Here is an 18,937-nt window from a genome sequence, read left to right as displayed (position 1 = left end):
ATGGCCGATCCCGACAACCGTCCGTTCCACGTCGTCACCGGCGTGCTCACGGTCATCGCGGCCTTGATTGGTCACTCGGTGACCTTGCCGCATCCACAAGCCTGGCTCTTCGGCGCGGTCGCCGCGCTCGCCGTGCTGATTCCCGCCGAGGTCGCGTTCTTCGTGCTGAGCGGCAGGCGACCGGTGAAAAGGGCGGAGTTCCGTGCGCCCGAACCCGCCACCGGCTACGACCACTACAGCCTGCTGGGCCGCGCGCTGACAGCCATCGAGACGGTGCGCCCGGGCGAGACGGAACTGGCCGGAGCCTTCCGGCGCGCGGTGGCGCTGCTCGAGCAGCGGAAGGGCGAAGGGGCGGAGGGTGTCCTCCAACTGCAGTTGACCGTCAGGCAGTTGACCGTGAAGCTGGAGCGATCGGTGCGGGACGAGAACCCGGACCAGCTGATGCTCGTCCAGCGCCTGCATCTGTTCCGGGAAGTGCTCGAAGAAGCGATCGCGGCGGTCGAACCGGGCTGATCGGCGGCGAGTGTTCGCTGCCGAACAGACTACGGCCGTGCGTCATGCTGATCTGACAGCATGCCGTTGATCGGGCGCCGGGTTGTCGAAGGCGTGGAACATGTGGTCGTACCGGTGGAGCACCGGTTCAGCCTGGAGGAGGCCGTGCTGGCGGTGATGGCCGCCAAGAGCACCGTGCGGCCCGCCCCCGGGATCAAGGTCGCTCCGCTGAAGGTGTCAGAGGTACGGTCAGCGCTGCTCTACGCGGCGAAACACGCCGACAGACGACACCAGATCGTGGACAGCTATTTCGTCGAGGCCGAGGACGGACCGTTGCACCGGCTGGCCGAGTGGATCAGATCGGAGCTGGTCCGGCTGGGCATCTTCACCACACACGATGGTTCCGCCGCCGGATCGGGTGCCCGGCTCGGTTACTCTCCGCGATAGGTGTTCACGACTGCCTGGGAGGGTGTTTCGTGGGTTTGGGCCCGGAGGCCGCCGAAGAAAGAGAACGTCCGTTCCTGGAGCGGCTGGACGAACCCGTCCGTGCCCGGTTGCTGGAAATGGGTACCCCGCAGACCTATGAGGGCAGACAGGCGCTGATGCGCGCGGGCGAGCCCGGCGACTTCGTCATGCTGCTGCGGCACGGCTACGTGAAGGTGACCAGCGCCGACCGGATGGGGGCGACGGTCATCCTCGACGTCGGGGTGCCCGGCGATCTGCACGGCGAGATCGCGGTGATCGCGGGCGGTATCCGGATGGCCGACGTCGTCGCCATCGAGGAGGTCCACGTCCGGCGGATCGCGGCGAGCGAGTTCAACCGTTTCCTGCTGGACCATCCGTCGGCGATGCGGGAGGTGCTCGTCAGCGTCGCCCGCCGGTTCGTGCTCGCCCAGCGGCAGCGGACGCAGTCGTGGAAACCGCAGGCGGTGGCGCGGGTCGCGACGCGACTGGACTACCTGGTCGACGTCTGCGGGATCCGGACGCCCGCCGGCTGGCGGATCGGGATCCCGTTGAGCCAGGACGAACTCGCGCAGTTCATCCCGATGGGCCGGACCATGGTCGCGCAGGCACTGGACAAGCTCCGGAAGGCGGGAGTCGTGGCCAGTTCGCGCCGTGCGATCACCGTCGTCGATCGCGACGCATTGCGGGTGATCACGGAAAAAGGTGTGACTTAGCTCACTGGCGTTGACCATGGCGGGGTCAGGTTCTGTTCGGTTCCGAACAGAACTTCCGGTGAGGAGTGGGAACACTGCTTCGTGCCGCCAGTTTTCACCGATCAGGGGAGGGGTCGCAGAGATGCAGGTGCTGACCTCAGGCCAATACAACGCGCACACCCATGCCGTGCTCGCCGTCGACATCGTCGGTTCGTCCAAGGCCAGCGATGACCTGCTGGATCCGATGAAGACCGAGATGGAGACGCTGGTCTCCCGCTCCTTCACCGCGGTCGGGCTCGCGCCGGCGGAAGCACGGCATTTCCGGGAGACCGGCGACGGGCTGATGGTCGCCTATCCGGACCGGGCCGTGGGGCAGCTCTGCGAGGTGGTGTTCCATTTGGACCATCTGCTGCGGTCCCGCAACCGCTACGCCCGCGTCCCGATGCGAGCGCGGGTGGCCGTCCATATGGGACCGATGGCGGACAATCACCGCTACCACCGCACGTACATCACGCTGACCCGGCTGCTGTGCGCGTCGACCTTCAACGACGCCGTCGGCTACTGGTGCCGTCTCGATCCGACCGGCGACAAGTTCGGCGCCGGGATGATCGTCTCGCAATCGGTGTGGCGCAACGTGGTCGAGCCCTTCGGTGTCGCGCTGGTCCCGCCGGCGCGCTGCGGCCGGATCAGCGTCACCACGCCGGATTTCGCCGACAGCGCGTGGATTCATTTGCCAGGCCTGGACGCCGACGCCGTACTGGCCGAAGTCGACCCGGCGGTGCCGGCGCCGCTCGTGTTCGACCGGGTGAGCCGGTTGTCGACGACGGCCTAGCCCCAGACCGGGCGAGCCGGCTTCCAGGGAGGGAAAGCCGTACCGCCCGCCGGTTTCTGGCCCGGTACCCCTACGCCGGGCCAGAAACCGGACCCATCCTGCTGAAGACTCGTGAGTGGTAGTGAGGGTTAGAACCGTCATTACCACTCACGAGCGTTACGCGTTTCCGCCGCCTACTGCTTGCAGCGCTTCCCGCTGTTGATGCACTTCACGAGCTGGTTCATCAGGCACTGCGACATCACGTTCGCGAAGTCGTCGTGGTCGGAGCGCGGGTTGTGCTTCTCCTGCGCGAAAGCGTCGACCGCGTACTGCCTGGCGAGCTGGACCTCCGGCGGGATGTCGTAGGTCAGCGTGATCCGCAGCTGCGGCACGTTCTTGAAGCCGCGCGGGCATTTCCCGTCGCGGTCGGAGAACACGATATGCGTGCGGTGGTTGGCGCTGTCGGTGTTCTTCCCGTCCCAGCAGTTCGGGAACGAGTGGACACGCGTGACCTTGCTGCCCTGCGGGCAGATCGGGTACAGCTCGGTGAGCCGGTCCTCGAAGCCGCTGCAGGTCCAGCTGGGCCGGGCGTTGGCCGGGCCGTTGGTGGACTGCTTGGCGTCGCCGTAGAGCACCCGCAGGAATTTCGGCATCGCGACGACGCGGCGGGCGCCGCCGCTGGTGAAGGTCAGGTCCACCTTCGCGGGCCGCTGGATCTCACCTTTGTTGTCGCCGATCTCATTGTTGTCGTTGGCACCGGGAAGCTCGGCGGCCTTGCCGTCGGCCTTCTTCTGCTCGACGTCACCGCTCTTGGCGACCTTGCTGTTCTCGCCGCCGTTGTCGAGGCCGCCTTCGCCGTTCTGCTTCACCGCGCAGCCGGTGAGCTGGTCCGCGGGTTTCGCGACCGGTTTGCCCGCCTGCTTCATCCCCTCGGTGATCTTCTTGATCGCCGACTCGCGCTTGTTCTTCAGGTCGTCGAGCACCGGGGCGGCCTGTTTGCCTTGCGCCAGCTGGTTGTTGGCGTTGTCGACGTCCTGGTCGATCTTGATGAGGCCTTCGTTGACCGCGTCCATGGCCTGGTCGGGGACGTCCTCGAGTTCGCTGGCGACGTCGGGGCAGTCGGCCTGCGGGGAGGCTTCGTCCTTGGCCGCGTTCGCACGGTCGGCGGCGAGCTTTTCCTCGTTCGCCGCCGCGTTTTCTTCCTCTTCCTCGGTGTTGATCCGGATGACCGGCCAGAAGTAGGCGGATTTGTCACCGTTCTTGCAGGTGGTGCCCGCGCGGAGCAGGCTCTTGTTGTTGGAGTCCGCGTTGGTCGAGAGGTTCCCGACGTAGTCGTGGAGGTGCTCGGCTCCATTGCGGACACCGGGCTGTGCGATGAAGTTGTCGCCGTTGAAGTGGCCGTTCTCGTTGCGGCCGCAGTCGACGGTGAACGTTCCTCGTGCGCCTCGTTTCGCGAGGTCGAGGTTGACGTTGTTGCCGCGGGGGACCTTCGCGATGTCGATGAAGAACGACTTGTCCGCGCCGTCGGCTCTGGCCGTGTCGGGGGTCCCGGTCGTGTTCACCACGACGAGCCCGCCGATGGCGAGAGAGAGCGCGATGGCGCCGGTGGCGAGTTTGGTCCGGCGTGCCATGCGGTGGCGGCCGGCGGATCTTGGGTTACGGGGCATGAAATCGTTCACCTCGTTCGGTGTCGTTTCGCGGAGCCCGGGGGATGCGTCACCGGCATCACCGGCGTCACTGACTCCGCGTTGGCTGAAACGGCCCCAGTCCGAGGACGGTTCAAAACGCGATCTCGCCGTTATCCTTTCGTTATCTTGCGACGAGGTGACGCAGGGCACACGAACGACGGCGCGAAGCGGTTCACCGTGGCGAAAAAGAAGACCCGGCCTCGGGGCAGTCGAGGCCGGGTCTTGATCGGGGTTGCCGCAGGTCAGACGTCCACTTTGGTCCGTGGTTCAGCCTCGGCGGCGGGCGGCCGGGAGGGCAGGAGACGTTTGATCAACGGGAAGAACACGATCAGCAGGATGATCGCGTAGACCACGATCGAGAACGGCGTGTTGACCAGCCCGCTCAGTGCGCCGTCGCTCAGTTGCAGTGCGCGCCGCATCTGCTGTTCGGCGGCCGGGCCGAGGATGACGCCGATGATCGCCGGCAGCACCGGCAAGCCGTAGCGCCGCATCGCGAAGCCGAGCAGGCCGATCACAAACATGACCAGGAGGTCGAAGATGTCCGCGTTGACCGCGTACGCGCCGACGCTGGCGAAGAACAGGATGCCCGCGTAGAGGTACGGCCGCGGGATCCGCAGCAACTTCGCCCACAGCGGCGCCAGCGGCAGGTTCAGGATCAGCAGCAGCGTCAACCCGACGAACAGCGAGGCGATCAGACCCCACACCAGCGACGACTCCCGCTCGAACAGCAGCGGTCCCGGCTGGATGCCGTATTGCTGGAAGGCCGCCAGCATCACGGCCGCGACCGCGGTGGTCGGCAGGCCGAGCGTCAGCATCGAGACCAGTGTCCCGGCGGCGGAGGCCGACGCCGTCGCTTCCGGGCCCGCCACGCCTTCGATGGCGCCCTTGCCGAACTCGTCCTTGTGCTTCGAGAGCCGCTTTTCCATGACGTACGAAAGGAACGTCGGGATCTCGGCGCCACCGGCGGGCACCGCGCCGAACGGGAAGCCGATCAGCGGTCCGCGCAACCACGGCTTCCAAGTCCGCTTCAGATCGGCACGCGAGAGCCACGGCCTGCCGACCGGAATCGGCTGATGCGCGTTACGTCGCAGGTGTGCGGCGACCCAAAGCGATTCACCGACCGCGAACAGCGCGACCGCCACGATCACCACGTCGATGCCGTCGGCCAGATGCAGCGAGCCGAAGGTCAGCCGCTGCTGACCGGTCATCTCGTCGAGGCCGACCAGTCCGATGGTCAGTCCGATCAGCAGCGACGCCACGCCGCGGATCCGGGAACCGCCGAGCACCGAGGTAACCGCGATGAACGCCAGCACCATGATCGCGAACAGGTCCGGCGCGCCGATGTCGACCGCGTGCTTCGCGATCACCGGGGCCAGCACGACCAGCGCGATCGTGCCGAGGATGCCGCCGACGAAGTGCCCGATGGCCGCCGCGGCAAGCGCTTGCGCACCGCGTCCCTTGCGGGCCATGGGATTGCCGTCGATGGCCGCGACGACCGCCGCGCTCTCACCCGGGGTGTTCAGCAGGATCGACGTCGTCGAGCCGCCGAACATCCCGCCGTAGTAGATACCGGCGAACATGATGAACGCGCCGGTGGGCTCCAGTCCGTAGGTGACCGGGAGCAGCAGCGCCACCGCCATGGCCGGGCCGATCCCCGGCAGCACGCCGATCGCGGTGCCGAGCAGGACCCCGATCGCCGCCATCGCGATATGGGTCGGCGTCAGCGCGGTGCCGAAGCCGTCGATGAGTTGCTGAAGCATCAGAACACCTCCATCAACGGGCCACCGGGGAGCGGGACACCGAGCAGGTTGTTGAAGATCAGGAAGGTCGCGACGGACATGCCCGCCGCGATCAGCGGGTCACGCACCAGGTTGCGGCTGCCGAGCGCGTAGGCCGCGCCCCAGAACAGGATCGCGCCCGAGATCGGGAAGCCGACCAGGCCGATCAAGGCCGCGTTGGCGAGGAAAGCACCGCACAGCAACAGAACCGTGCGCAGGTCGGCGGGTGCGGTGAGGTCGATGTCCTCGCCACCCTCGGCTTCTCCCTTGCCGCCGCGCAGCACGTCGCGGGCCAGCAGGACGGCGACGATCAGCAGCAGCGAGCCGACCAGGATCGGCACCGCCTTCGGGCCGACCGGTCCGCGCTGGGCGAAATCGGTCGGAATGCTCAGCGCGTCGGTGAGCACCAGCGCCCCGAGCACCAGAAGTACCACGCTCACCCCGAGTTCGGAGCGCTCCTTCAGCCACGTGGTCATGCCAGACCCAGCTCTTTCAGCACCGTTGCCACTCGCGTGTTCTCCTCTTTGAGAAACGAACCGAACTGCTCCCCTGGCGCGAACGCCCCGGTCCATCCGTTGCGCTGCAGGGCTTCCTGCCACTGCGGCGTCTTCTGCAGCCGTTCGAACAGGCTGACCAGCTTCGCGCGGTCCGCGTCGGTGATCCCGGGCGGCGCGACGATGCCGCGCCAGTTCGTGAACTTGACGTCCACGCCGGACTCCGAAAGCGTCGGCGCGTCGATGCCGGGGATCCGGTTCGCGCTGGTCACCGCGAGCACCCGGAGCGTGCCCGCCGCGATCTGGTCGCGGTACTCGCCGACACCCGAGACCCCGAACGCGACCTTGCCGCCGAGGACCGACGCGAGCAGTTCACCCCCGCCGTCGAACTGGACGTAGTTGACCGCCTTGGGCGCGAGCCCGACCGCCTTCGCCATCAGCATCGGCGCCAGGTGATCCGGCCCGCCGGGCGACGAACCGCCGCCGACCTGGACCGCGCCGGGATCGGCCTTCCACGCCTCGACCAGCTGGCCGATCGTCTTGTACGGCGAGTCCTTGCCGACCACGACGATGTCCGACTCTTCGATCAGCTTCGCCACCGGTGTGGTGTCGAGCAGCGACGACGGCGACTTGTTCGTGAACACGCTGCCGACCACGCCGAGTCCCATGGACATGACGAGCTTTCCGTTGCCGCGTTCGGCCACCGTGCGGCCGAGGCCGACCGTGCCGCCGGCACCGGGGAGGTTGAACACCTCCGCGTTGCCGAGCAGGTCGGCGTCCTCCATCGCCTTGGTCGCCGTGCGGGCGGTGATGTCGTAACCGCCGCCGGGCGCGTTGGGCACGAGTACCCGCAACGACCGGATCTGCGAGCCCTCGTCGGCCTCGCCGCCCGGGGTGAGCAACGGTGGCACCAGCAAAACGGCGACCAGCGCCGCCGCGATGGCCAACCAGCTACTGGGCTTCACTGTGATCCCCGCCTCTCTGCCGCGTGGTTGGACATGTTGCACTCGTGTAAACAGAGATGTCCCGCTTGCGGGCCCAATGGTTGTTGTGGTCGTTTTGGTCACGCGGAGGTGGCGATGGGTGCTCGGGGGTCGCTGGCCCGTCAGCTCCTCGTGTGGCAACTGGTAGTCGTGACCTGCCTACTGTGCGCGGTGGGTGTGCTGGCTGTCGTCCAGGCGGGGAGCAACTTCCGCACGACCGAGGGACGCCGGGCGCTTTCGGTCGCGGAGAGTGTCGCCGCGCAGGGTGTCGTGGGCGACCTCGAGAACGGCCCGTTCGAACTGAACGCGCCCGCAGAGACCGCGCGGAGCCTGTCCGGGGTGGATTTCGTGGTGATCGCGGGCGCGGACCGCTACGTGCTCGCGTCACCGGATCCGGGTCAGTTGCGGACCCTGCTCGACATCGGGAAAAGCACTGTCCTGCATGGACGGTCCTGGGTCGGCGAACTCGACGGGTCGATCGTGGCGCACGTCCCGGTGCTCGACGAAAAGGGCGGCAAGGTGGTCCGCATGGTCGCGGCGGGCTCGAAGTCGCCCGGTTTCTTCGCGGGCGTGCTCGACTCACCGGACAACGCCCTGCGGGTGCTGGGTGTCGCGCTGGTGATCGGCGTGAGCGGCTCGCTGCTGCTGGCGCGGCGCGTGAAGAACCAGACTCTCGGCCTGGAACCGCATGAGATCACCGCCCTGGTGGAAAACCGGGAGGCGCTCCTGCACGGCATCAAGGAGGGTGTCGTCGGCCTCGACCCGCAGCACCGGATCACCCTGGTGAACGATCAGGCCCGCGAACTGCTGGCGTTGCCGGAGGACGCCGTCGGCCGGTCGGTCGAGGACCTCGACCTCAACGAGCGCATCCGCGATCTGCTCACCGGCCGCGCGACCGGCGCCGACCAGATCGTGTTGCGGCAAGGGAAAGTGCTGACGCTGAACCGGATGCCGATCGACGTGCGCGGCGCCGTCGTCACCTTGCGGGACCGCACCGATCTGATGACGCTGCGGGACGAACTCGACGCCAGCAGGCACGCCACCGACACGTTGCGGGCGCAGGCGCACGAGTTCAGCAACCGGCTGCACACCATTTCCGGGCTGCTGGAACTCGGGGAGTACGACGAGGTTCGCGGCTACGTCAGCCGGATCAGTTCGGCGCAGGGGGAGTGGCGCGCGGAGGTCGGCTCGCGCATCGGCGACCCGGCGGTGGCGGCGCTGCTGATCGCGAAGGCGTCGCTCGCCGCGGAACGCGGGGTCGGGCTGCGGATGGCCCCGGACAGCGAACTGGACCGGGTCGAGGAGGGGCTGTCCACGGATTTGGTGACCGTGCTGGGAAATCTCGTCGACAACGCGTTGGACGCACTGAGTTCACACAAGCAGGGTGGTGAGCGTGGCTGGATCGAGGTCGGCGTGTGGCAGGAGGAAGACGAAGTGCGGGTGGAGGTCCGAGATTCCGGACCCGGTGTCGCCCCGGAGATCGCCGAGGAAGTGTTCGAACACGGCTTCACCACGAAGGCGGCCGCACACGGCCAGCGTGGTCTCGGGCTGGCGCTGATCCGGCAGGCGTGCGTCCGGCGGGGAGGATCGGTCGAGGTGCACAATTCCGGCGGCGCGGTGTTCACGGCAAGGCTTCCGCGATGATCCGGGTACTGGTCGTCGACGACGATTTCATGGTCGCGAAAGTCCACAGTGGATACGTCGCGCGCACGGACGGGTTCGCCGTCGTCGGGGTCGCGCACACCGGCGCCGACGCGCTCCGGCTGGCGCGGGAACTGAAGCCCGACCTGGTGCTACTGGACGTCTATCTCCCTGACCTGGACGGGCTTTCGGTGCTGCGGGAGCTGCGCGCCACCGAGGACGTCGACGTCATCCTGATCACCGCCGCGACCGACGTGGAAACCGTGCGGCAGGCGATGCGGGGCGGTGTCCTGCACTACCTGATCAAGCCGTTCGAATACGCGTCCCTGCGGGATCAGCTCACCCATTTCGCGTCGCTGCACCAGCGGCTGGACCGGCTGGCCGAGGCCGGGCAGGCCGACGTCGACCAGGTCTTCGGTGCCCGGCCGAGCGCGAAACCCGTGCTGCCCAAGGGACTCACCGCCGAAACCGCGCGGCTGGTGGAGACCGCGCTGCGCGGTGCGGCGGGCGGGATGTCCGCGAGCGAATGCGCCGAGGCGACCGGCGTCGCACGGGTGAGCGCGCGGCGGTACCTGGAGCATTTCGTGGCGACCGGGAAGGCCGAGGTGAGCCTCAAGTACGGCGGGACGGGACGCCCCGAACGGCGCTACCTGTGGTCCTGACCGCATTTAGAGGACCAAACGCGGGGCGAAATCAGGGGGCGGCGGAGCGGAGGCCAGCGATCAGAAGCGAGAGGCCGTATTCGAAGGAAGCGGCCGGGTCTTCGTCGTGGTCGGCCGACTCGTCCTCGACGTACTGCTGCTCGTCGATCGCGCAGCCGAGGGTGTACCGGCTGACGGCGAGGATCGCGTGTGTCGCGTCTTCCTCGGTGAAACCGGCTGCCAGCAACGGCTTGATCAGCGGCGTCATCGCCGATCGCTCGGTAGGGCGGGAGCCGGCGTGCAGGCGGGCACCGTCGCGATAGGACAGCAGGGTGCGGCGGATGGCGCGGGCTCGCTTGGCCAGCCACGCGGGCCACTCGTCCACCGACGCGGGATCGTCGAGCGGGGCGAGTTCGTCGTCCAGCATGGTTTCGGCCATCTGATCGAGCAGCGCCTGCTTGCTCTTGAAGTGCGTGTAGACCGCGGGACCACGCACGCCGAGCTTCTCCCCGAGCTTGCGCAGGCTCAACCCGTCCAGCCCGACCTCGTCGAGGAGTTCGAGCGCGGCTCGAACGTACCCATCCCGTCTCACGACCATGCGCACACCTTCGCCGGTCCGTAGCGGACTTGACAACTCGACCGAATCTTATCACTGTTAAGATCTTAATGGCGATAAGGTTGGCTGGTAGGATGATCGGGCGTCCACTTGACGAGCGCATTTCCCCTGCTTTGTGGGGAATGGCCTCGATCTTGACCCTGGGCGGGTTCCTGTCGATGTTCACCTCCACAGTCGTCAATGTCGCGCTCGGCACGATCGCGGCGGCGTTCCGCACGCCGCTCGGCACCGCGCAGTGGAGCGCCACCGGTTACCTGCTCGCGCTCGCCGCGATGGTGCCGGTGAGCGGCTGGGCGAGCCGCCGCTTCGGGGCGACCAGGTTGTGGCTGGGGTGCGTCGGATTGTTCGCGATTTTCTCCGCGTGCTGCGCGATGGCGACGTCGATCGAGGCGCTGATCGTTTTCCGGGTCCTGCAAGGCGCCGTCGGCGGGCTGCTGGTGCCTGCCGGGCAGATCCTGTTCGCGGTGGCGGCAGGACCGAAGCGGCTTGGCCGGATGATGAGTGTGCTGAGCATTCCGATCTATCTGGCCCCGGTGCTCGGCACGCTGTTCGGCAGCATGCTCACCGACGGGCTCGGGTGGCCGTGGCTGTTCCTGGTGAACGTGCCGATCTCGGTGCTCAGCCTGCTGCTGGGCCGGAAGTGGCTGCCGCGCCAGACCCCGGCCACCACACAACCGCTGGACCGGCGCGGTCTGGTCCTCACCGTGTCGGGCCTGCCGTTACTCGTGTACGGCGTCTCGGAATTCGCCCCGGTCCCGGCGATCGCCGGCGCGCTCCTGCTCGCGGCGTTCGTCGTCACCGCGCTGCGGTCGAGCCATCCGCTGCTGAACCTGCGGCTGTTCCGCGACAAAGCGTTCTCGTCGGCCGCACTCGTCATCTTCGGCATGGGCATCGCGCTGTTCGGTGCGATGATCGTGTTGCCGCTGTACTACTTGGACGTCCGGCACGAAAGCCTCGTCGACACCGGCCTGCTGACCGCGCCGCTGGCGCTGGGCACGGTGGCGGCACTGCCACTGGCGGGCAGGCTGACCGACCGGATCGGTGGCGCGCGGGTGATCTTCGCGGGCCTGGCCATCACCGTCCTCGGCACGGTGCCGCTGGCGATGATCACCGAAACCGACGGCTACTGGTGGCTTTCGGCGGTACAGATCGTCCGCGGTGTCGGCATCGGCCTGACCACGACACCGGCGCTGGCCGTCGGGTTGCTGATGGTGCCGAAGGAACAGATCTCCCAGGCGATGCCCCTTTTCGCGATGCTGCAAAGGATCGGTGGTTCCTTCGGGACTTCGCTCTTCACCGTGCTCGTCGCCGTCCAGCTGGCGAACACGTCGCCGGGGTCCGCGTCGGCCATCGCCGCCACACACTGGTGGATCGTCGGTGTCACCGCGATCGTGCTGATCCCGGCCGCGATTCTCGTCCGAGCCGATCGGCGAGAAAGGCCAGGATTTCGTCCCTGGCCCGGACGGTCGGGTGCCCTTCCTGATCGACGAGGTGAGCGGTGACGACGCTGTGGGGACACGCGACGACGTCACGGAAGAACGGCGGCGGTTCGGGATTGGCCGCCGCACCTGGAATGACGCGACCATCGAACGCGTCACCGAGAAGTGCCCGGTACGCGGCGAAACGCTGCCCGGTGCACCATCGGTCGTTGTCGAAGCGGTAGGCGAGCACCTTCAGCCCGTCGCGCTCGACGCGTTCGCGTATCGCGACGGCGTCCGCCTCGCCGATTTCCAGCCCGCCGGGGTCGTCCAGCGGTAACGAAGGATGGTTGACGACGGGCGCGATGACGGCCGGTTCAAGGGTCATGCTGAGGGCGAAGTTGCCGGTGAAGCAGAGTCCGATCGCACCGACGCCCGGCCCGCCGCACTCCTCGAACGCCTTCCTCGCCAGCCCGCGCAGCCAGCTCACGACGGGGCTCGTGCCGCCGCCGGAGAAAGCCCGGAACTCGGCGCTGACGCAGGCGCGACGGGCGACCTTCTCTCCGTCGGCGGCGGTGGGGAAGGCGCCGTCGACACCGAAAAGCGACGGAAGGTAGACCGTGAAACCCGCGTCCCGGATCCACCGGGCGAAGCGGACGACGTCCGGGCTGATGCCGGGCATCTCCGGCATCAGCACCACCGCCGCGCCGGATCCGGCGACATAGACGGTTTTGGCGACTCCTTCGACATCGACAAGCCGTTTCGAGAAGTCCGCGAGGGTGTCCATCACGCCATCGTCCGGTACGGCTCCGGATCCGGGCAGGGGCGAGATCGCCATAAGACCGGGTAATCTCGCCATCATGGTGGCCCCGCCGCGCGTCGGAGTTCTCGCTTATCCGGGGTGCTTCGCGTCGGAGGTCTTCGGGGTTCCCGATCTCCTCACGATGGCCTCGCATGTCGCCGCCGACGGGGATTCTTCCTACGAGGTCTCGATCTTGTCGCCGCGGCGGCGTGTGGTCGCCTCCGGCGGAGCGGCGCTCGCGGTCTCCCCGGTGCGGCCGGTCGATGTCCTGGTGGTGCCCGGGTTCGAGCTGACGCCAGGACTCGATCTCGATACCAGGCTCAGGTCGCTCCGCCCGGAAATCGAAGCCATCAGGACGGCCGCGGAGGCGGGAGTCGCGGTGGTCTCGATCTGCGTCGGCGCGTTCTTGCTGGCCGACGCGGGTTTGCTCGACGGACGGCGGTCGACGACGTCATGGCTTTTCGCCGACCAATTGGCGGCCCGATGCCCTGGCACCGAAGTCCTGCCGGAGAAACTCGTCATCACCGACAGCGGGGTGACCACGACGGGCGCGTTCAGCGCGATGTACGACTTCGCACTCGGCCTCATCCGCGAACACCACGGAGGCCGGGTAGCCCGTGCGACCGCGCGGATCGCGCTCGTCGACGACGCGCGGTCGAGCCAGACGCCGTATGTCGACACAGACTTGTTGCCCACTGGCGGCAGGGATTTCTCCCAAAGTGTGCAGCGCTGGCTGGACCAGAACCTGCGCGAGCGGTACGACCTCGGGCTGCTCGCCACGACGTTCCATGTCAGCACGCGAACCCTCCTGCGGCGATTTCGCGACGAGACCGGCAAGACCCCGCTCGGCCATCTGCAGGAGGCACGGGTGCGCCGGGCGAAGCATCTGCTCGAGACCACGGAGCGGACGGTCGCCGGTATCGCCGCCGAGGTCGGCTATCGAGATCCCGGGACATTCGGCGCGGTCTTCGCGCGGCTGACCGGACATCGGCCGCGGGACCACCGCGCGATGTTCAGGCGCGGCCGGACGGCCACGGGCGTCCGGGACAGGAAGTGGACAACGCCGTAGGCTCGGCTGAATGAGCACGGCATCCACCACGGAGCATCCGATGGTCGAAACCCGGCACCAAACCCAGTTGCTCACCTTGCTGCGGGACGAGGGCCCGATGTCCCGGGTCGAACTGGGGGAGCGGCTGGAGCTGCCGCGTGCCCGGGTGGGTGCCGAGGTGACCCGCCTCGCCGAGGTCGGCCTCGTCGAGACGGCGGGTCCGTCGGCGAGCCGGGGCGGCAGGCGGTCGACGCTGGTGCGGCTGGCGGGAGACCTGCGCGTGCTCTCCGTCGACGTCGGCGCGACGTCGGTCGGGGTCGCCCTCACCGACGCTTCGTGCGAGGTGCTGGTGCACACCGTCGAGGACTGCGACGTCCGGCAGGGACCGCACGCCGTCCTCAAACGCGTCGTGGAGCTGGCGGAGAAGATCCGCGAAGAGGCGCCGGGCAAGCTGATCGCCGCCGGAATCGGCCTGCCGGGGCCGGTGAGCTTCGCCGAGGGGATGGCGGTGGCGCCGCCGATAATGCCCGGCTGGGACCGGTTTTCCGTGCGCGACCATCTCGGCGGGCTGCTGCGCTGCCCGGTCACCGTCGACAACGACGTCAACTCGATGGCGCTCGGGGAACGGCATGCCGGCGTCGCCCGGTCCATCGACGATCTGGTGTTCGTCAAGATCGGTACCGGTATCGGCTGCGGGATCGTGCTCGGCGGCAAGGTGTACCGCGGCGTCGCGGGCACCGCGGGCGACATCGGGCACATCCGCCTCGACGACTACGGCCCGACCTGTGTCTGCGGTGAGACAGGCTGCCTCGAGGCGTATTTCGGTGGCGCCGCACTGGCCCGCGACGGCCTGACGCTGGCGCGCAGCGGCCGGTCGGCGTACCTCGCCGACGTCGTCGCGGACCGGGGCGCGATCACCGCCGCGGACGTCGGCCGCGCGGCGGCGTCGGGCGATTTCGGCGCGGTCAACCTGATCCGCGACGGCGGGCGGCGGCTCGGCCAGGTGGTCGCTTCGCTGGTGAGTTTCGTGAACCCGGGGATGGTCGTGATCGGCGGCGGCGTGGCGCAGCTCGGGCATCAGCTGCTCGCCGAGATCCGCAGTTCGGTCTACCGCCGCTCGCTGCCGCTGGCGACCGGGAACCTGCCGATCGTGCTGTCCGAACTCGGGGACACCGCCGGGGTCATCGGGGCCGCTTGGTCGGCCACGGACCGCGCGTTCACGTTGAGCAGCTGAGCGCTTTCGGTGGTCGTGAGTGGCGATTCGGGTTAGAACCCGAATCGCCACTCACGACCCACTCGACCCACGTCTCACGGCACGTTGGGCACTCACCTGATTCCGATTAGTAACGTCAAGATCGTACAGACTTTCGCTTGAAAAGTACAAAAGTCTGCACCGATCGGAGCGGCTAAACGGGTGACGGGGGGCATTTCTGTCTTGTTGTCACCTTGACGAGTGACAGCAGTCACCCTACTTTCGCTGGCTAAGTAACAAAGTTTGTTACGGCCGATTCGTAAGTGAGGCGTCGTCAAATGGGGCAGTGTGGCCGCGACTGATCCCGGGCAGCTCGACCCGGTCAGCCCACGCACGGCGAACCTCGCCGCGCTCCTGCGGGCGCTGCGCGCGGGGCCGCTGTCGCGTACCCAGCTCGCGGCGCGGAGCGGGATCACCAAGGCGGCCGTCTCGGGTCTGGTCACCGAGCTGTCCGAGCGTGGTCTCGTCCGCTCCGCCGGACTCCAAGCGAGCGGCAACGGCAGGCCCAGCCAGCTGGTCGAGCTGAACGGCGCCAGCGCCTACGGGCTCGCGCTGAGTGTCGAAGCCGATCGTTTCGCCGCCGTCGTCACGAACCTCGACGGCCGGGTCATCGCCGAACGCGCCGAGTCCGCCGACGTCGCCGCGCTCGGTCTGCACCGGAGCATGGACGAACTCGCCTTCCTCGCCGGACAGGTCCTGTGCGACGAGCAGCCGGTCGGCGTCACCGTCTCGGTTCCGGGCCTGGTCGACTCGGCCGCCGCCGTGCTGCGGTTCGCGCCGACGCTGCGGTGGCGCGACGCCGAAATCGCCGACCTGCTGGCCGCCCGGCTCGGTCTGCCGGTCGACGCCATCGTCGTCGACAACGAGGCCAACCTCGGCGCGGTCGGCGAGGCGGTCGCGGGGGCCGGCCGTGGCGTGCGGGAGCTTTTCTACCTCAGCGGCGGGATGAGCGTCGGCGGCGGACTCGTCTCCGGCGGCGCGATCCTGCGCGGTGCCAGGGGTTTCGCCGGCGAGGTCGGGCACATCACCGTCGACCCGTCCGGCGAGCAGTGCCAGTGCGGCCGGGTCGGCTGCCTGGAGACCAAGGCCGGGCTCAACGCCGTGTTGCGGGTCGCCGCCTCGCCGGGCGACTCGCTGCACGATCCCGCGCTCGGCGTCGACGGCCGGGTCGGGCTGCTCAAACATCGTGTCCAGCGCGGTGACCAGCGCGCCGTCGCGGCGGTCTCGGAACTCGGGGTCGCGCTCGGCGTCGCGGTGTCCACTGTGGTCGATGTGCTCGACCCGGACGTCGTGGTGCTCGGCGGTTACTTCGCCGAACTGGGCGAGTGGCTGGTCGAGCCGGTGCGCCGCGAACTGTCCGCGCGGCCGCTCGGGCACGATCCCGCCTGCCGGGTCGAGCCGTCGCCGCTGGGCACCACCGCTCCCCTGCGCGGGGCCGCACACCTTGCCACCGAACGGCTTTTCGCCGACCCGACGCTCGTACCAGTGCTCACCGAGGAGGCGCCGGCATGACCTTGCTATCGGTCCGGGGGATCGTGAAGACCTTCCCGGGGGTCCGCGCGCTCGACGGCGTCGACTTCGACGTCGAACCCGGCGAGGTGCACTGTCTTCTCGGCCAGAACGGCGCGGGCAAGTCGACGCTGATCAAGACCCTCGCCGGGGCGCACCGTCCCGACGGTGGCGAGATCTTCTGGCAGGGCGAGCCGGTCACGTTGCCCTCACCGGTCGCCGCGCTGAAGATCGGCATCGCGACCATGTACCAGGAACTCGACCTGGTGCCGGGACTTTCCGTGGCGGACAACATCTTCCTCGGCCGCGAGCGGGCCAGCTTCGGTTTCACGCGGATCAGCGAATCGCGCGCCATGGCCGCGAAACTGATGGCCCGGCTCGGGCATCCGGAGATCACGCCGTCGACCGAGGTCGGCAAGCTCTCCGCGGCGGGGCAGCAGCTGGTCTCGATGGCGCGGGCGCTCGCGTACGACGCGAAGCTGCTGGTGATGGACGAGCCCACCGCGGCGCTGGCGGGGGAAGAGGTCGACAACCTGTTCCGCATCGTCGGCGAACTGACCGCCGAGGGCGTCGCGATCGTCTATATCTCCCACCGGCTCGAAGAACTGCGCCGGATCGGGCACCGCGTCACCGTGCTCAAGGACGGCAAGACCGTCGCCACCGGCCTCGACGCCAAGGAGACGCCGACGTCGGATCTCGTCGCGCTCATGGCGGGCCGCAAGGTCGAAACCGTGTTCGGCCCGCGCCACCAGGAACACGTCAACCCGGACAAAGAGGTGCTCAAGGTGGAGAACCTGACCACCGCGGGCGAGTTCGAGAACGTGAGCTTCACCGTGCACGCCGGGGAGGTCGTCGGTATCGCGGGCCTTGTGGGATCCGGGCGCAGCGAGCTGCTGGAGACGATCTTCGGCGCGCGCAAACAGGACGTGGGAACGGTCTCGGTCGACGGCGAACCGGTCCGGCCGGGCAGCGTGTCCGCGGCGGTCAAGGCAGGGATCGGCTTGGCACCTGAGGAACGCAAGAGCCAGGGCCTGCTGCTGGACCTGCCCGTCGTGCACAACGTGACCCTGGCGAGCCTGAGCAAATACGCGACGTTCGGTTTCACCGAGCGGGGCAGGGAACTCGACGACGCCGGGGAAAGCCTGCGGCGCCTCGATCTCCGGCCCGCCGACCCGCACCGCATCATCCGCACGCTGTCCGGCGGCAACCAGCAGAAGGCGGTGCTCGCGCGCTGGCTGGTCCGCGGCTGCCGGGTCCTGCTGCTGGACGAACCGACGCGCGGGGTCGACGTCGGCGCGCGGGCGGAGCTGTACCGGCTGATCGAAGAGCTGGCCGCGACCGGGGTCGCGATCGTGCTGGTCAGCAGTGAGATCCCCGAAGTACTCGGATTGTCCGACCGGGTGCTGGTGCTGCGTGAAGGACGTGTCCTGGCTGAAAAGCCGTCTGCGGAGCTGACAGAGGCGGATGTGCTCGACGTGATTCTCGAGGGGAGTGCGGCGTGACCGACCAAGCCGAATCGGTGCGTACGGATACCGCCGTGGAAACCGTGCCACCCAAGGAAAAGCGAAACTTCTCGCTCGACACCCGGCTGCTCGGGCTGGCCGGGGTACTGGTCGTCCTGTGCATCGTCGGCCAGGTGACCAGGCCCGACCAGTTCTTCACCGAAGGCAACGTTTCGACGATCCTGCGGCTCGCCGCGGCCATCGGGGTGGTCAGCGTCGGGATGACGTTCGTGATCATCGCCGGCGGCATCGACCTCTCGGTCGGGTCGATCGTGGCGCTCTCCAGCGTCTGGCTGACCACGCTGGCCACCCAGTCCTACGGCCCGTGGGTGATGATCCTTTGTGGACTCCTGGTCGGCCTCGGCTGCGGGCTGATCAACGGGATACTGGTCTCCTACGGGAAGATCGTGCCGTTCATCGCGACCTTGGCGATGTACGTCGCGGCCCGCGGGCTCGCGGAACGCATCAGCGGCCGCCGCACGCAGGTGGTGGCGGAGGCGGGTTTCCTGGACTTCTTCCGCGGGGACCTGCTCGGCGTCCCGGTGCTGATCTGGATGTTCGCGCTGGTGTTCGTGGTCGGCTGGGTGCTGCTGAACCGCACCACGTTCGGCCGCCGCACCTTCGCCGTCGGCGGCAACGCCGAGGCTTCGCGGCTGGCGGGCATCAACGTCAAACGGCACACCGCGCTCGTCTACGGCGTCGCCGGCCTGTGCTGCGGCATCGCCGCCCTGATGGTCGTCGCCCGCACCACCGCGGGCGCCTCGACCAACGGCATGCTTTACGAACTCGACGCCATCGCGGCGGTCGTCATCGGCGGCACGCTGCTCACCGGTGGCCGCGGCTCGCTCATCGGCACCCTGATCGGCGTGCTGATCTTCACCGTGCTGTCCAACATCTTCACGCTCAACAACCTGGACACCGACATCCAGAACATCGCCAAGGGCGTGATCATCGTTTTGGCCGCGCTACTGCAGTTCCGCTCCGTGAAGAACGCAAAGACGAGTACCTAGTGAGGGAAGGCCGGACGTGTCGTGGTCGGTACAGGTGGTCGTGAGTGGCGATTCGGGTTAGAACCCGAATCGCCACCCACCACCCCCGGCACCGT

At 68.2% G+C, this 18,937-nt stretch carries 17 protein-coding genes and 1 pseudogene; 12 read left to right on the top strand and 6 right to left on the bottom strand.

Annotated features, from left to right (window positions below; genetic code table 11):
* From ACZ54P_RS07700 to ACZ54P_RS07685, 4 genes are all read left to right on the top strand, one after another.
* A complete protein-coding gene (locus tag ACZ54P_RS07700) occupies nt 1-513 on the top strand; it encodes a hypothetical protein (protein WP_465460702.1) in 513 nt (170 codons plus the stop codon).
* A gap of 60 nt (nt 514-573) precedes the next feature.
* A complete protein-coding gene (locus ACZ54P_RS07695) occupies nt 574-939 on the top strand; it encodes a hypothetical protein (RefSeq protein ID WP_465460701.1) in 366 nt (121 codons plus the stop codon).
* 29 nt (nt 940-968) lie between these two features.
* The gene (locus tag ACZ54P_RS07690; RefSeq protein WP_465460700.1) at nt 969-1,670 is read left to right on the top strand and encodes a Crp/Fnr family transcriptional regulator; all 702 of its coding nucleotides are present in this window, start codon (nt 969-971) and stop codon (nt 1,668-1,670) included.
* Nucleotides 1,671-1,791: 121 nt separating this feature from the next.
* Nucleotides 1,792-2,481 carry a hypothetical protein gene (locus ACZ54P_RS07685; protein WP_465460699.1) on the top strand — a complete coding sequence of 230 codons (690 nt, stop codon included), beginning with the start codon at nt 1,792-1,794 and terminating at the stop codon, nt 2,479-2,481.
* A 173-nt stretch (nt 2,482-2,654) separates the two neighbouring features.
* On the opposite strand, the gene ACZ54P_RS07680 is transcribed toward ACZ54P_RS07685, so the two are convergent.
* The 4 genes from ACZ54P_RS07680 to ACZ54P_RS07665 all read right to left on the bottom strand — a co-directional run bounded on the left by ACZ54P_RS07680 (nt 2,655) and on the right by ACZ54P_RS07665 (nt 7,367).
* The gene (locus ACZ54P_RS07680) at nt 2,655-4,091 is read right to left on the bottom strand and encodes a DUF1996 domain-containing protein (RefSeq protein ID WP_465460861.1); all 1,437 of its coding nucleotides are present in this window, start codon (nt 4,089-4,091) and stop codon (nt 2,655-2,657) included.
* A gap of 299 nt (nt 4,092-4,390) precedes the next feature.
* On the bottom strand, nt 4,391-5,908 hold the full coding sequence (locus ACZ54P_RS07675; RefSeq protein WP_465460698.1) for a tripartite tricarboxylate transporter permease: 1,518 nt from the start codon (nt 5,906-5,908) through the stop codon (nt 4,391-4,393).
* Nucleotides 5,908-6,402 (bottom strand): tripartite tricarboxylate transporter TctB family protein, encoded by a 495-nt coding sequence (locus tag ACZ54P_RS07670; protein ID WP_465460697.1) that lies wholly within the window; start codon nt 6,400-6,402, stop codon nt 5,908-5,910. Before ACZ54P_RS07670 ends, ACZ54P_RS07675 begins: the two co-directional genes overlap by 1 nt.
* The gene (locus tag ACZ54P_RS07665) at nt 6,399-7,367 is read right to left on the bottom strand and encodes a Bug family tripartite tricarboxylate transporter substrate binding protein (RefSeq protein ID WP_465460860.1); all 969 of its coding nucleotides are present in this window, start codon (nt 7,365-7,367) and stop codon (nt 6,399-6,401) included. The genes ACZ54P_RS07670 and ACZ54P_RS07665 overlap by 4 nt, the downstream gene beginning before the upstream one ends.
* 132 nt (nt 7,368-7,499) lie before the next feature.
* Here ACZ54P_RS07665 and ACZ54P_RS07660 point away from each other — a divergent pair, with 132 nt between their 5' ends.
* Both ACZ54P_RS07660 and ACZ54P_RS07655 read left to right on the top strand, forming a co-directional pair.
* A complete protein-coding gene (locus ACZ54P_RS07660) occupies nt 7,500-9,047 on the top strand; it encodes a sensor histidine kinase (protein ID WP_465460696.1) in 1,548 nt (515 codons plus the stop codon).
* Nucleotides 9,044-9,706 carry a response regulator gene (locus ACZ54P_RS07655; protein WP_465460695.1) on the top strand — a complete coding sequence of 221 codons (663 nt, stop codon included), beginning with the start codon at nt 9,044-9,046 and terminating at the stop codon, nt 9,704-9,706. Before ACZ54P_RS07660 ends, ACZ54P_RS07655 begins: the two co-directional genes overlap by 4 nt.
* Nucleotides 9,707-9,737: 31 nt before the next feature.
* On the opposite strand, the gene ACZ54P_RS07650 is transcribed toward ACZ54P_RS07655, so the two are convergent.
* Nucleotides 9,738-10,283 carry a TetR/AcrR family transcriptional regulator C-terminal domain-containing protein gene (locus ACZ54P_RS07650; protein WP_465460694.1) on the bottom strand — a complete coding sequence of 182 codons (546 nt, stop codon included), beginning with the start codon at nt 10,281-10,283 and terminating at the stop codon, nt 9,738-9,740.
* Nucleotides 10,284-10,351: 68 nt separating this feature from the next.
* On the opposite strand from ACZ54P_RS07650, the pseudogene ACZ54P_RS07645 reads away from it, so the two are divergent.
* Nucleotides 10,352-11,599, top strand: a pseudogene (locus tag ACZ54P_RS07645) (DHA2 family efflux MFS transporter permease subunit); the annotation flags it as partial.
* Nucleotides 11,600-11,681: 82 nt separating this feature from the next.
* Here ACZ54P_RS07645 and ACZ54P_RS07640 read toward each other — a convergent pair.
* Nucleotides 11,682-12,506, bottom strand: coding sequence for a dienelactone hydrolase family protein (locus tag ACZ54P_RS07640; protein ID WP_465460693.1), 825 nt, complete (start codon nt 12,504-12,506; stop codon nt 11,682-11,684).
* A gap of 73 nt (nt 12,507-12,579) precedes the next feature.
* Here ACZ54P_RS07640 and ACZ54P_RS07635 point away from each other — a divergent pair, with 73 nt between their 5' ends.
* From ACZ54P_RS07635 to ACZ54P_RS07615, 5 genes are all read left to right on the top strand, one after another.
* Nucleotides 12,580-13,590 carry a GlxA family transcriptional regulator gene (locus ACZ54P_RS07635; protein ID WP_465460692.1) on the top strand — a complete coding sequence of 337 codons (1,011 nt, stop codon included), beginning with the start codon at nt 12,580-12,582 and terminating at the stop codon, nt 13,588-13,590.
* 10 nt (nt 13,591-13,600) lie between these two features.
* Nucleotides 13,601-14,803, top strand: coding sequence for an ROK family transcriptional regulator (locus tag ACZ54P_RS07630; RefSeq protein WP_465460691.1), 1,203 nt, complete (start codon nt 13,601-13,603; stop codon nt 14,801-14,803).
* A 306-nt stretch (nt 14,804-15,109) separates the two neighbouring features.
* Nucleotides 15,110-16,333, top strand: a complete 1,224-nt coding sequence (locus ACZ54P_RS07625; protein ID WP_465460690.1) for an ROK family transcriptional regulator — start codon at nt 15,110-15,112, stop codon at nt 16,331-16,333.
* Entirely contained in the window at nt 16,330-17,832 is a 1,503-nt protein-coding gene (locus tag ACZ54P_RS07620; protein WP_465460689.1) for a sugar ABC transporter ATP-binding protein, read from the top strand. Before ACZ54P_RS07625 ends, ACZ54P_RS07620 begins: the two co-directional genes overlap by 4 nt.
* Nucleotides 17,833-17,867: 35 nt before the next feature.
* A complete protein-coding gene (locus ACZ54P_RS07615) occupies nt 17,868-18,842 on the top strand; it encodes an ABC transporter permease (protein ID WP_465460859.1) in 975 nt (324 codons plus the stop codon).
* The last annotated feature ends 95 nt before the right edge of the window (nt 18,843-18,937 follow it).

The organism is Amycolatopsis sp. NPDC034160 (assembly GCF_055575355.1).
Note: the sequence above shows the minus strand (reverse complement) of the source record. Positions and strands in the feature narration are given on the sequence as shown.

Coding starts and splice junctions, on each gene's coding strand:
- ACZ54P_RS07695 (WP_465460701.1), top strand. CDS start 574: ATGCCGTTGATCGGGCGCCGGGTTGTCGAAGGCGTGGAACATGTGGTC.
- ACZ54P_RS07680 (WP_465460861.1), bottom strand. CDS start 4,091: ATGGCACGCCGGACCAAACTCGCCACCGGCGCCATCGCGCTCTCTCTC.
- ACZ54P_RS07630 (WP_465460691.1), top strand. CDS start 13,601: ATGAGCACGGCATCCACCACGGAGCATCCGATGGTCGAAACCCGGCAC.
- ACZ54P_RS07640 (WP_465460693.1), bottom strand. CDS start 12,506: ATGGACACCCTCGCGGACTTCTCGAAACGGCTTGTCGATGTCGAAGGA.
- ACZ54P_RS07675 (WP_465460698.1), bottom strand. CDS start 5,908: ATGCTTCAGCAACTCATCGACGGCTTCGGCACCGCGCTGACGCCGACC.
- ACZ54P_RS07700 (WP_465460702.1), top strand. CDS start 1: ATGGCCGATCCCGACAACCGTCCGTTCCACGTCGTCACCGGCGTGCTC.
- ACZ54P_RS07620 (WP_465460689.1), top strand. CDS start 16,330: ATGACCTTGCTATCGGTCCGGGGGATCGTGAAGACCTTCCCGGGGGTC.
- ACZ54P_RS07660 (WP_465460696.1), top strand. CDS start 7,500: ATGGGTGCTCGGGGGTCGCTGGCCCGTCAGCTCCTCGTGTGGCAACTG.
- ACZ54P_RS07655 (WP_465460695.1), top strand. CDS start 9,044: ATGATCCGGGTACTGGTCGTCGACGACGATTTCATGGTCGCGAAAGTC.
- ACZ54P_RS07670 (WP_465460697.1), bottom strand. CDS start 6,402: ATGACCACGTGGCTGAAGGAGCGCTCCGAACTCGGGGTGAGCGTGGTA.
- ACZ54P_RS07685 (WP_465460699.1), top strand. CDS start 1,792: ATGCAGGTGCTGACCTCAGGCCAATACAACGCGCACACCCATGCCGTG.
- ACZ54P_RS07650 (WP_465460694.1), bottom strand. CDS start 10,283: ATGGTCGTGAGACGGGATGGGTACGTTCGAGCCGCGCTCGAACTCCTC.
- ACZ54P_RS07635 (WP_465460692.1), top strand. CDS start 12,580: ATGGTGGCCCCGCCGCGCGTCGGAGTTCTCGCTTATCCGGGGTGCTTC.